The organism is Bdellovibrio sp. HCB209, assembly GCF_047306065.1.
Lineage (GTDB): Bacteria > Bdellovibrionota > Bdellovibrionia > Bdellovibrionales > Bdellovibrionaceae > Bdellovibrio.
The window spans coordinates 418166-430039 of record NZ_CP178618.1; the positions used below are offsets into that span (position 1 = coordinate 418166).

Below are 11874 nucleotides of genomic sequence, written 5' to 3' on the forward strand. Positions count from 1 at the left end.
GAACTCATGAAGTTATCCAACCTAATTTTTGCATTTTTAATTCTGATACTTTTAAACACAACTGCTCAAGCGGCTTACGTGAACGATACCAATACGGGCATCATCGCGCGGGCGGGTGATTGCAGTGTGATCAATGTGCACGAGGCTTATTTCAGTTTGTTTGGTGCGAGCGGCAGATTAGGCAAAGTTTTGGTGATGAAGGCCTACGTAAGAAACGATGCTTACGATAAGGTCGTGCGAGTCACTCATGAACATGGCTCACCAGAGGTTGCAGAGAATTCTCCTCAGGCGACTCGTGTGCGCATTGAATATTTGGGACAAGTTGGAAATCAAGACATGGTTGAAATCACAGATCGTACGATTGGAATGGAACTTTCAGGATTGTACAGCGTTTCTGTGACGATGAATTATCAGACAACGACGTGTGTGTTCCAAGTGGACAGAAGGCCGGGCGAGCGCCCAGCCTTTTCGTATCTATTTTAGTTTTTCCCATAGGTAAGTCGTTTTCAAAGACTCCCACAAAATACTTTGCTCAAGGTTGGCATTGCCAGCATGCCCACCCTCGGTATTTTCATAATAATACACAGGATGTTTTTGCTCTTTCATACGAGCCACGAATTTACGTGCGTGTCCCGGGTGAACGCGATCATCCTTAGTGCTCGTCATCACAAACACTTCTGGGTATTTCGCCGTTGGACTTAGTTTCTGATAAGGCGAGTATTTCAAAATAGCTTCACGCATTTTGGGATCGTCAGGATTTCCGTACTCGTCCATCCAGCTCGCGCCAGCCAACAGTTTGTGATAGCGAAGCATATCCAGCAGAGGCACGCCGATAATTGCAGCTTTATACAGATCAGGACGCATCGTGATCGTGGCTCCGACTAGCAATCCGCCGTTAGATCCTCCAGAGATAGCCAGGTGCTGTGGCGAAGTAAATCCGCGCGCGATAAGATCTTCAGAGATCGCGATGTTGTCTTCGTAAACCTTATAGCGATTTTCTTTAAGCACTGATTGATGCCATTTAGGTCCGAACTCGCCGCCGCCGCGAAGATTTGTCAGAACATAAACACCACCTTTTTCAGCCCAGACTTTTCCTAAAGCACTTAAATAACTCGGAGTCATTGAAGCCTGGAAGCCGCCATAGCCATATTGCAAAGTGGGGTTGCTGCCATCTAAGCGAATATCTTTTTTATGAACGACAAAGTATGGAATCTTAGTTCCATCCTTACTTGTGGCTTCAAAGCGGGAAGTCGTGAGACTTGAGGAATCAAAACGCTTCGGAGCTTGCTTCAAGAGTTTGAATTCATTTTTAGGATCTGCAGCACTGGCGATATAGAATGATGTGGGTGTTAGGAAATCTGTGTAAGTTGCCAGATACGTATCGCTTTCGTCTTCGGAATCAAAGCACGAAGCCATCCCGTTGTGACCCAGTGAAATCGGTTCGATCTTCCAAGTGTTCGGCGGAGTGAATGTTACTTTTTCCATGCGGGTCAAAACATTATCAGAGACCACCATGATCATGTGGTTTTTGGTATTGCATCCACCTTGGATAAAGCGTTTCTCAGTGGGAGCAAAAATCAATTGCAGTTCTGAGAGAGCATTTTCGCCTTTTTCGATGGAGCCAATAGGCATTGCGACCAAACTGCCGGCTTTGAAAGATTTGAAATCAGTGCGCAGACTAATGATCAGATGCCCTTTAAAGACACCCCAGCTTTCGGCATCCTCAGGTTTTGCCACTAAATGAGACTTGCCAGGTTTTTCATCGTACCAAAGTTTCGAGGAATAAAAACCTTTACGAATCTGATGGAAGTAATAGGGTTTGTCGCCGTCATAACTTGCATAAGCATAGGTGGACATGTCTGTGGTATTTGCTTCAGCGATAATTTCCGCCGCAGACAGGGGGGTTCCACGTTTCCAAGTTTTTACGATGCGGGCATAACCTGAATCTGTCATAGATCCTGGTCCCCAATCAGTTCCGACAAAGAGAGTGTTTTCGTCTTTCCAAGAAGCGTTGGTTTTTGCTTCTGGTAAAATGAAACCATCTTTTATAAATGATTTTGTCTTAAGATCAAATTCGCGAACAACGACAGCATCTTTACCTCCACGAGATAAGTGGAGCAAAACTCGGTCGTAGTGGGGTTTGCGGAAGCTTGCGCCTTTCCAGACCCAGTTTTCATTTTCGGCTTTTGCCAAAGCATCGAGATCTAAAATCACGTCCCATTTTGGGTTGTCTGATTTATAACTTTCGATGGTTGTAGTTCTCCAGAGTCCGCGAGCATTTTTTTCGTCTTGCCAGAAGTTATAAAGAATTCCTTTATGCAAAGAAACGCCAGGAACGCGGTCCTTGGCAAAATAGATCTCGCGATAGTCCGCTTCAATACCTTTAAATAGCGGATTGCTTTTGAAGTGTTTCAGAGTCACTTCGTTTTCTGACTTTGCGAAATCCAAAGCTTTAGCGCCTTCGACTTCTTCTAACCATAAATAGGGATCTTGTTCTTGATGAGACATAGACTTCAGCTCCTTAGGTAGATTGGAGCTTTTGCAGCCGGCAAGTAAAAGAGCAGCTAGCAGAAGTTTCGACGTGGAAAACGATTTCATGTGAGCTCCGATGTTGACCTGTAAATTAAAGATCAAACACCGTTAAGACACAAGGATTTAGGTACGTCCTTACCTTACTAGGTAAGGACGTACCTTTGAAAATAAAAAAAGGGAGCATGACGCTCCCTTTTTCTCATCTAGATTTTTGTTCTAATTACTTAGAGCAAGAAAGTGGGTAGATGTTGCCGTTAGCAGCCATGAAACCAGAGAAAGCACCTTTATCAGCAGATACGCCGAAGAAACCAGTGTTTCTGATAACGCCGTCTTCAGTTTGAGCAGACTTTTCAGTCAATGCTAGCAATTGCAAGTAGCCTTGTTTCATTTGGCCAGCAACAGTGCCTTTATCCAATTGAGCAAAGAAAGTTGAAGAGCCAGTTTTTTCTGTAACTTCCATAGTTAGGAAATCAACAGAAGTATCATCACCCAAAGTTACAGTGATAGTTGCTGCTTTACCTTTAGAAGGTGCTGCGCATTTCAAAACAGTTGTTTCAGCGAAAGCTGTAGAACCTGCAAGTACAAGAGCCGCTACGATAAGTTTTTTCATGAGATGTCTCCTTAAGTTGTGAAATTCAATTCGGACTTGAACGAGGCTATTTCACGGCCTTTGGTCTAGCAATGCAAATGCATTGCGCAATATAGGCGATCTGGTGCGACTTATTGTGAGAACACAAGGAATTTCACCGTACCAAGGTCAAGTTTCTTACAAGCCTTACCGAAGAGTCATGAACGGGGGATCGAATGAATAGAGGCTGGTTAGTTATTCTTGCCGGGTGTCTCATATTGGGATTTCAGAACTGCAGTCAGGCGAATCTATCGCAAGGTGATTTCCCAAGCACCAACGCGCAAATTATTTCCCCGTCAGTTGGCTCAGGTTCTGAGGCCGACGAAATCTCAGCAGCATCTTCCCTCGAAATTCCCGTGTCTGATGGTTTGTTGTCTGTTGATGCAGCCTCTGGTCGTATTTCATTGGTAGCCCGAAATGGACAGATACTTGAAGAGTCATGTTTGCAAAAGGCAGAGATCGCAGAGTTGCAAAGCTATTTGAAAATGAGCAACGTCTGCAGTCCGGAAACGCAAATCGATGCAAGTGCACAGTGCGGTCAGGTGTACACTCCAGGTTATGCGACAGTGGTTTTTGGTGAGCAAAGACTGAACCTGGGTGAAAGCTACGACTCTTGCGGCAGAGGTTATAAAGACATCTGCGGTGATCAAGCTCAGTCGTTCCGCGGCTTAGTAGCCTACATCCAAAAGAACTTCCACAGCCTGTTGTGTGAATAATTCAGTTGAGGATTAGGAATAAAAAAAAGGCTGGTGTTAAACCAGCCTTTTTTATTTTTAATAGTTAGCTTTTACAGTCCTAGGGTGCCGCGCACTTTCGTGAAGGCATCACCCAGTTTAGAGCGATCAGGAGCCGCGCCTTGAGCGAAATCAGGGCGACCGCCACCTTTACCACCCATGATTGCTGCTACTTCTTTAAGGACGTCTCCGGCTTTATGATCACCAGTCAGGTCTTTAGAGACAGATACGATGATCGGGTTAGATCCATCACCTTGGCCGACAACCACAACAATTCCAGATTGGATTTTGTTTTTAAGATCATCAGTGACTTTAGCCAAAACCTCGCGGTCATCCATCGGTACATCAGCTAAAACAAGTTTCGCAGACACACCAGATTTAGATTTGAAGGCCATGGCTTTACCAGCAAGGTCATCAACATTCACTTGGCCACCTTGAAGTTTCTTGATTTCTTTCTCAAGAGTCTTCACTTGTTCTTTGAACGTCTCTACACGATTCGCCAAAGTTGTTTTCTCGCCAGTGATTTCAAGATGCTTCAAGTAATGAGCAGATTTTTGCAAGCCTGCCGCATTCAGAGCGTCGTCCAAATGTTCAATAGCGCTCATTGCATACTTCACAGCTGCATCGCCAGTAATTGCTTCCACACGACGAACGCCAGAGCTTACGCCGGATTCAGAAACGATTTTAAAGAAACGAATCGCAGAAGTATTTTTAACGTGAGTACCACCGCAAAGCTCGCAAGAGAAATCGCCCATTGTAAGTACGCGAACGTCGTTAGCGTATTTTTCGCCGAACAAAGCCATGGCGCCTTTTTCGATCGCTTGTTTGTGTGACATCAACTCAGTTTTTACTTCCAAGGCGCGAGCGATTTGCTCGTTCACCATGTCTTCGATCTTGCGGATCTCTTCAGAGCTCACTGGTTTATTGTGAGTGAAGTCAAAACGAGTTTTTTGCGAATCAACCAAAGAACCTGCTTGAGTGACATGAACGCCCAAAACTTTACGAAGAGCTGCATGCAACAAGTGAGTCGCAGAGTGATTGCTGGCAGTGTTTCTGCGTTCAACCGGATCAACGCCAGTGATAACTGTCGCGCCATTTTTGAAGGAACCGTGTTCCACTTCAACATGGTGAAGGAAGATATCGTCGATTTTTGTCGTGTTCATTACACGTGCACGATTCGTGTCTTGCATGATGTAACCAACGTCACCAGATTGACCGCCGCCTTCACCATAGAACGTAGTTGAATCAAGGATAACTAAACCAGTCTCGCCCGTTTTAAGTTCGTTCACCACGGCTTGACCGTTAGAAAGACCCATCACGTGAGCATCACCAATTGTGTCGTCGTAACCCAAGAACTTCACAGACTTACCAGATTGCAAATAGTCTTTCGCGAACTTGATCATGTGCGCTTCATCAGCGCCCATAGATTTGCCTTTCCAAGAAGCCTTGGACTTAGCACGATTTGCTTCCATTTCCTTTTCAAAAGAAGCTTCGTTTACTTCGATGCCATTTTCATTCGCGATCACGCGAGTTAGATCGGCAGGGAAGCCGTAGGTGTCGTACATTCTGAAAACAACTTCACCAGAAAGCTCTTTAACCCCGGCAGCTTTTGCTTTTGCAAGCTCTGCAGTCAGGATTTCAGTTCCTTTATCCAACGTAGCTAGGAAACGATCTTCCTCATCACGGATTGTATTTAGGATGTGATCACGACGAGTTTTAAGCTCTGGGTAAACGTCACCCATATTGTCGATCAACGCCTCTGCCATACCTGGCAAGAAAGACTTATCAGCAGAAAGCTTACGACCGTAACGGATCGCGCGTCTCATGATACGGCGAAGAACGTAACCACGCCCCTCATTCGCAGGCAAAGCACCATCAGCGATCAAGAATGAAGTCGAGCGGCAGTGGTCAGCCAATACGCGAAGTGCAGAAGTGATTTCCGCAGCGTGAGTGTCTGTTGCCAATACTTTTTTATCAGTCACGTATTTTACGCCACCGATTTTGCAAGCAAGATCAATCATCGGAGTGAATAGATCTGTATCGTAGTTATTGAACTTACCTTGCATCGCTGCTGTGACACGCTCAAGACCCGCACCTGTATCCACAGAAGGCTTTGGAAGCGGAGTCAGTGTGCCTGGAGGATTCTCGAAGTATTGCATGAATACCAAGTTCCAGATTTCAACGAAACGGTCTTCACCAGCTTCGATACCTTTGAATGGATCAGAAATTTTACCAGCCTCTGGACCGTGATCGTAAAAGATCTCTGTACAAGGACCGCATGGACCTGTGTCGCCCATTTTCCAGAAGTTGTCTTTGTCAAAACGGAAGATGCGATCGCGAGGGATGCCTTCTTGGTGGTGCCAGATGTCAGCAGCTTCATCGTCTGAGATGTGAACTGTCACATAAAGCTTTTCTTTGGGAATAGCCAAAGTTTGAGTCAGGAATTCCCAAGCAAAACGGATCGCGTCTTTCTTAAAGTAATCACCGAAAGAAAAGTTACCCAACATTTCAAAGAATGTGTGGTGACGTGCTGTGAAACCTACGTTTTCCAAGTCATTGTGTTTACCACCAGCGCGAACACATTTTTGTGAACTCACGGCGCGGGAGTAATCGCGTTTCTCAAGACCTAAGAAAGTATTTTTAAATTGGTTCATGCCGGCGTTTGCGAAAAGCAAAGTCGGATCATTCTCCGGAATCAAAGAAGAAGAAGCGACAGCTTTGTGTCCATTCTTCTCGAAGTATTTAATAAAAGCATTTCTGATCTCAGAGCTTTTCATAGATAACCTTTCTAACGGTCTCGGAATCAAACCCTCTTGAAGTCAGCAAGCGTCCCACGCGTGCTTTGTCTTCTTGAGAAAACTTATAATCTTCATCAAACTTGTTCATGACGACAGTCATGGCCTTTTCCATCTCCAACGCAGAATCGGTCTCGATTTGAGGGAGACCTTTTTCACTCAGGTAGTTGTTGATGTAACAGATACCCTTGTTGCGACGGTGAAGCGTGTCTGCCAGGCGGGAAGCATGCTCGGAAGGATCTCCCAACCAATTTTTTTCATTGGCAAATGAGATCGCCTCGTCAATCGCTTCGGCTCCGCCTTCATCATCCGCAAACTTAAGACGCAATTTACTTCTAAGCTCCTGCTCAGAATGATCGCGTGAAGCCAAGAGCTCCATGATTTTTCTTTTTGCTGCGGTTTTTGTCTCAGACATAGGCAGCTAGAAATCTAGCTGGTTCTGCCTGTGCATGTCATGCTTTTTTCAGTGTAATTTCAGTCAGTTCACAGAAGGTTCCAAGGCGTAGACTTGGCCCCCAGTAACCCGTTCCTTGATTGACATAGAGCTGCATATTTTTGAGCTTATAAAGCCCTTTTGGATAGCGTTGGAAGAACCCAATTAGGAGATTCCAAGGGAAGAACTGCCCACCGTGGGTGTGACCGGATAGCTGAAGATCGAAACCTTTGTCGAAAGCTTTATCGGCAATCGAAGGTTGGTGTGCCAAAAAGATCTTGAAAGCCTCGGGCTTTTGCTCGGAAACGAGTTTATCCAGGTTGGCTGGTTCGTGGCCGAATTGGCGAGCCGCAGGATCCGCAATCCCGGCGACCTGCAAAACCGAGTTTCCGACTTGAATGTTTTCGGTTTGGTTCACAAGGACGTGATAATCGATTGCACGGAACGCTGCCAGGCTGTGTTCAATATTCCAGTAGTACTCGTGATTTCCAGCGACGTAGTAGGTGCCGTACTTGGATTGAAGTGTTTTTAGGATCTCGAACTCGTTCAGGTGGCGAGCGGCGTGGTCATCCAGAATGTCTCCAGTCATGACGACCATGTCGGATTTCAGGTTGTTCACTTTTTCCGCAAGTTTCAGCACAAACTTAACGGGAAGGCCCGGAGCCACGTGAAGATCCGTGATGTGCATGATGCGAAATCCATCCAGATCTGCGGGAAGATTTTTGAACGGAATTTCCACCTTAATGACTTTAACTCCCAAACGGACGACCAATGTTCCCAGCAGCAAAAGAATCAATGGAATGACTAACAATAAACCTGTCGCTTCACTTCCGTAAAGTTTTGTTCCGACGAACTCAGGGTTAGTGTAGTTCAAAAAGAATCCAGCAATGTCGCGCAAAATGATGAAGCTTAATAAAAAGCTCATATAAGCCATGGCAAAATGGGCCGCGCTAAAATACGGATCATGCCAAGGTTTCGGTTCGCTGCGAGCATCACCACGCGACCAGAAAAACAAAGGCATCGAAATAACGATGGCAAAAAGAGCCCCGGTGAAGCCGACGACAAAGAGGGTTTGAGGTCCAGTTAGCTCGGCGTATCTCACCATTTGGTGAGTCACGTACATGTAAACAGCGAAAAATAATCCGACGATAATTGCGCGAAATGCAGCCATAGTTATTTATATCACGATAGCTTGTGAATGCACAGAAAGTTGCAAAAACACAAATCCTCGAAAGGCATGCGTCAGTGCTAAACTTAGACGACTATGTGGGAGGTGTTCTGTGGCACTTAATGAGTTCAAACAAGCCCGTGATTTTTTGATCCTTCATCGCGCTGATTATGATTACGCCACCAAAGAATTCAAGTGGCCACAATTGGAATATTTCAATTGGGCGTTGGATTACTTTGACTCCATGGCGGAGGGTAACAACAACCTCGCTCTGTGGATTGCCGGTGAAGATGGTAAGGAAGAAAAGTACAGCTTTGCCGACCTTTCAGCACGGTCTTCCCAGGTGGCGAATTACCTGCGCACATTGGGACTGAAACGAGGTGATCACGTTTTACTTTTTATGGGTAACGAGACTGCTTTTTGGGAGTTGATGCTAGCGTGTATAAAACTTGGCGCGATCGTTATACCGACGAATCCATTGATTGGGATGGATGAGTTGCAAGACCGCTTGGTTCGCGGGGAGGTTCGACTTATCGCAACCACCGTTGCTGAGGCTGGCAAATTTGTTGTGCAATCGCCCACAGCCATTAAGCTGACTGTAAATGGTAAAGTGGAGGGATGGCATGACTATGCTGAAGCCACGCGCGAAAGTGCAACGTTCAAACCAGAGGGCGAAACGAAGGCCACAGATACTCTGTTGCTGTATTTTACTTCCGGCACAACCGCGAAGCCAAAACTCGTAGAGCACACCCACGAAAGTTATCCTGTGGGACATCTTTCCACCATGTATTGGATGGGAATAAGACCTGGGGATATTCATATGTGTGCAAGCTCTCCAGGTTGGTCGATGCATACGTGGGGCAGTTTTTTTGCTCCTTGGAATGCGGAGGCCACAGTGTTCATTCATAAGCACGAACGCTTCGATGCGAAAGTGATGCTCGAGACATTAGAAAAAAATGGCATCACAACCGTCTGCGCGCCACCGACTGTTTGGCGGATGCTGGCGGGTGAAGAACTCGGTCACTATCATGTGCAAGTCCGGGAAGCTGTTAGTGAAGGTGAGCCATTAGATGAAGACGTCATCCACGCATTTCAAAATGCTTGGGACGTGACGATTCGTGATGGCTATGGACAAACTGAAACGACAATTCTGATCGGCAATCCTCCAAGTGAGCAAGTTCATCTCGGAACCCTGGGCAAAGTGTTGCCAGGGTATAAAATCGCCCTCTTAGATCGCGATGGAAATCCTAGCAATGAAGGTGAAATCGCGATTGATCTTTCTGGTCATGCGATGGGTGTGATGAGTGGTTATCGCGATGGTGATGTGACTAAAACAGCGAGTACTTCTTACTATCGCACCGGAGATGTTGCGAAACGTGATGAAGATGGTTGTCTTACTTTCACCGGCCGTAGTGATGATGTATTTAAATGCTCGGACTATCGCGTGAGTCCGCTGGAAGTAGAAACCGTACTCCTTGAACACCCAGCTGTGCGCGAGGTTGCGGTGATTCCGAGCCCTCATGCGATGAGGCAAAATGTCCCTAAGGCGGTAATCTTTTTGGCTAAAGGTATAGAGCCCACACGTGAGCTTGCCTTGCAAATAATGAATCACTCACGAATGCGTTTGGCCCCGTTTAAACGCATTAGACGCATTGAATTTGGGGATTTGCCGAAGACCACTTCCGGTAAAATTCGCAGAGTAGAGCTGCGTGTTCGTGAACAAAAACGCGTAGCTGCGAATGAAAAATCACAATATGAGTTTTGGGAAGAAGACTTTAAGGCAGTCTTGCCCGACAACTGGGCCCAAGATCTGCCGTAAGTATTGTGGACTTTCTCACACTCGCATTCAGAAAATTTTAGACGTACCTCTAGCGCGGAGATAAACATTTTTCGGTAAATTTTATTCATCAGCTACGAATGGAGATCGTGGCTGGTGATTAAACGACGACAATGACTGGAGAGAGGAATTATGTCGGAGCTAGAGAAGACTGAGGCGAGAGAAACTGGTAAAAAGATTTTGCATTCTATCCTTCACGAGATGCTTGATCACGCAGATCAAGTGGTTGTGAACTATTCTGTGGGTGACCGTACGACAGTTTATAAAGTGAATTGTCATCCACAAAGCCTGGGTCAACTGATCGGATGTAAGGGTAAAAACATTGGCGGTATCCGCGCTGTGCTTTCCGCAATGATGGCGCGCAAAGGTATCCGTGCGATTATCGAAATTCCTTACGTTGCTCATGGCATGCAAAGCGCATAGCTAAGTCAGAAAGTTCAGAACGTTGTTGTCAGTTTGTAGAGTGGGGAGCTTCCCAAGATTGGCGAAGCTCTCTCGAAGTGCAAGTCTTCCGTGGCACTTCGTTAGTTAGAGAGCCTCGCTTCAAAATATAATCAAAAGCGGAAATTCAGTATCGAGCAGATCAGCTCCAAAAGTCGAATCGCTAATTTTAATACCATCCATAAAACTAACTCGCTGCATCTTTTGTCCCGAAGGCTTCGGCGGACATGTCCACGGCTCGCTGCATTTTTATTGCCTCCACATAGGCGTCAGCGTACCTCCTTGGTATGAGAAAATTCCTTCTAAAGTTGGCGACATTTTTTGGTGTTGGGTTGAGTCCCAAAGCGCCGGGAACCGTTGCAACTGTGGCTACAATCCCCTTAGTTTTGCTGCTTAATTGGGCAGGTCCGATTGCTTATATCGCGGCTACTATCATTTTATTGCCGTTGGGGATTTTAGCGGCTCAAGCATATGAGGATACGCACGGCGGTCATGATCACAGTCAAATCGTGATCGATGAGGTCGTTGGTTTCTTGATTGCGATGATTTGGTTGCCGATGACATGGCAAGCCATTTTAATTGGTTTTGTGCTGTTCAGATTGCTGGACATTACTAAGCCTTTATTCATAGGATATTTAGATAAGAAGATCCAAGGAGGTCTTGGTGTGATGATTGATGACGTTGCCGCTGGTATTGTTGTCAGTCTGATCATGCAGTTTCTTTTCACCAACACGAATTGGTTGGGCTCACAGATTGTGGGTCCCTAATGGCGGAACGTGATTTGAAACTCCAAGAATTCATTCGATCCCTTCGCGACCAAAAACTCACAGTGGGTTTTGCGGAAAGTTGTACTGGAGGTGCACTTTCGGCATTTTTGACAGAGCAAGCAGGTATATCCGACATCTTTTTAGGCTCTGTGGTTTCTTACTCTAACGAGGCGAAGGTGGATCTTCTGGGGGTCCGTCGAGACACTCTCATGCAAGAGGGTGCGGTGAGCGAGTCAGTCGCTCGTCAAATGGCGCACGGAGTGCGTCGACAGCTGAAAACTGAGTGGTCTGTGGCAATCACAGGTATCGCTGGTCCGAGTGGTGGAACACCCACGAAGCCAGTTGGCACTGTATGCTTTGCTATAGCTGGACCAAACTTTGAAGACTCTCGAAAAGAATTCTTTTCGGGTGATCGCAAAGCCATCCAGCAAGCGGCAGTAGACTATTCCGTGAATTGGCTGTGTGAAGTTCTCGATAGGAAGTAAAGCTAGTAGCCCCCGGCTGCTAAAAATTAACAATAATGGTTTGTGGTGGATACC

General features: G+C 46.0%; 11 protein-coding genes. 6 read left to right on the forward strand and 5 right to left on the reverse strand.

The genetic code is table 11. The annotated features are described in order from the left end of the window. The first annotated feature begins 6 nt into the window (after window positions 1–6). Window positions 7–483, forward strand: coding sequence for a hypothetical protein (locus ACLVWP_RS02100; protein ID WP_413559762.1), 477 nt, complete (start codon window positions 7–9; stop codon window positions 481–483). Here ACLVWP_RS02100 and ACLVWP_RS02105 read toward each other — a convergent pair. Both ACLVWP_RS02105 and ACLVWP_RS02110 read right to left on the reverse strand, forming a co-directional pair. Next, window positions 475–2598: a prolyl oligopeptidase family serine peptidase gene (locus tag ACLVWP_RS02105; protein ID WP_413559764.1), complete on the reverse strand. Its 2124-nt coding sequence runs from the start codon at window positions 2596–2598 to the stop codon at window positions 475–477. The genes ACLVWP_RS02100 and ACLVWP_RS02105 overlap by 9 nt on opposite strands. 154 nt (window positions 2599–2752) lie before the next feature. Then, on the reverse strand, window positions 2753–3142 hold the full coding sequence (locus tag ACLVWP_RS02110) for a hypothetical protein (protein WP_413559766.1): 390 nt from the start codon (window positions 3140–3142) through the stop codon (window positions 2753–2755). Between the two features lie 194 nt (window positions 3143–3336). On the opposite strand from ACLVWP_RS02110, the gene ACLVWP_RS02115 reads away from it, so the two are divergent. Next, a complete protein-coding gene (locus ACLVWP_RS02115) occupies window positions 3337–3876 on the forward strand; it encodes a hypothetical protein (protein ID WP_413559767.1) in 540 nt (179 codons plus the stop codon). Between the two features lie 71 nt (window positions 3877–3947). Here ACLVWP_RS02115 and alaS read toward each other — a convergent pair whose 3' ends face one another. Genes alaS through ACLVWP_RS02130 form a run of 3 tightly spaced genes read right to left on the reverse strand, consistent with a single transcriptional unit; the run spans window position 3948 to window position 8293 of the window. Beyond that, on the reverse strand, window positions 3948–6671 hold the full coding sequence (gene alaS / locus ACLVWP_RS02120) for an alanine--tRNA ligase (RefSeq protein WP_413559769.1): 2724 nt from the start codon (window positions 6669–6671) through the stop codon (window positions 3948–3950). Further along, on the reverse strand, window positions 6658–7104 hold the full coding sequence (locus ACLVWP_RS02125) for a regulatory protein RecX (protein WP_413559771.1): 447 nt from the start codon (window positions 7102–7104) through the stop codon (window positions 6658–6660). Before ACLVWP_RS02125 ends, alaS begins: the two co-directional genes overlap by 14 nt. 37 nt (window positions 7105–7141) lie before the next feature. Further along, a complete protein-coding gene (locus ACLVWP_RS02130; RefSeq protein ID WP_413559773.1) occupies window positions 7142–8293 on the reverse strand; it encodes a metallophosphoesterase in 1152 nt (383 codons plus the stop codon). A gap of 109 nt (window positions 8294–8402) precedes the next feature. Between ACLVWP_RS02130 and ACLVWP_RS02135 the strand changes: the two genes are divergently transcribed. From ACLVWP_RS02135 to ACLVWP_RS02150, 4 genes are all read left to right on the forward strand, one after another. After that, window positions 8403–10109: an AMP-binding protein gene (locus ACLVWP_RS02135; protein ID WP_413559775.1), complete on the forward strand. Its 1707-nt coding sequence runs from the start codon at window positions 8403–8405 to the stop codon at window positions 10107–10109. 150 nt (window positions 10110–10259) lie between these two features. Next, window positions 10260–10550, forward strand: a complete 291-nt coding sequence (locus ACLVWP_RS02140) for a KH domain-containing protein (protein ID WP_413559777.1) — start codon at window positions 10260–10262, stop codon at window positions 10548–10550. A gap of 305 nt (window positions 10551–10855) precedes the next feature. After that, window positions 10856–11335, forward strand: a complete 480-nt coding sequence (locus ACLVWP_RS02145; RefSeq protein ID WP_413559779.1) for a phosphatidylglycerophosphatase A — start codon at window positions 10856–10858, stop codon at window positions 11333–11335. Continuing rightward, entirely contained in the window at window positions 11335–11820 is a 486-nt protein-coding gene (locus ACLVWP_RS02150; protein ID WP_413559781.1) for a CinA family protein, read from the forward strand. Before ACLVWP_RS02145 ends, ACLVWP_RS02150 begins: the two co-directional genes overlap by 1 nt. Window positions 11821–11874 lie beyond the last annotated feature (54 nt).

Excerpts from the sequence above, each read along its gene's own strand:
- ACLVWP_RS02100 (WP_413559762.1), top strand. The coding sequence starts at position 7 with ATGAAGTTATCCAACCTAATTTTTGCATTTTTAATTCTGATACTTTTA.
- ACLVWP_RS02105 (WP_413559764.1), bottom strand. The coding sequence starts at position 2,598 with ATGAAATCGTTTTCCACGTCGAAACTTCTGCTAGCTGCTCTTTTACTT.
- ACLVWP_RS02110 (WP_413559766.1), bottom strand. The coding sequence starts at position 3,142 with ATGAAAAAACTTATCGTAGCGGCTCTTGTACTTGCAGGTTCTACAGCT.
- ACLVWP_RS02115 (WP_413559767.1), top strand. The coding sequence starts at position 3,337 with ATGAATAGAGGCTGGTTAGTTATTCTTGCCGGGTGTCTCATATTGGGA.
- alaS (WP_413559769.1), bottom strand. The coding sequence starts at position 6,671 with ATGAAAAGCTCTGAGATCAGAAATGCTTTTATTAAATACTTCGAGAAG.
- ACLVWP_RS02125 (WP_413559771.1), bottom strand. The coding sequence starts at position 7,104 with ATGTCTGAGACAAAAACCGCAGCAAAAAGAAAAATCATGGAGCTCTTG.
- ACLVWP_RS02130 (WP_413559773.1), bottom strand. The coding sequence starts at position 8,293 with ATGGCTGCATTTCGCGCAATTATCGTCGGATTATTTTTCGCTGTTTAC.
- ACLVWP_RS02140 (WP_413559777.1), top strand. The coding sequence starts at position 10,260 with ATGTCGGAGCTAGAGAAGACTGAGGCGAGAGAAACTGGTAAAAAGATT.
- ACLVWP_RS02145 (WP_413559779.1), top strand. The coding sequence starts at position 10,856 with ATGAGAAAATTCCTTCTAAAGTTGGCGACATTTTTTGGTGTTGGGTTG.
- ACLVWP_RS02150 (WP_413559781.1), top strand. The coding sequence starts at position 11,335 with ATGGCGGAACGTGATTTGAAACTCCAAGAATTCATTCGATCCCTTCGC.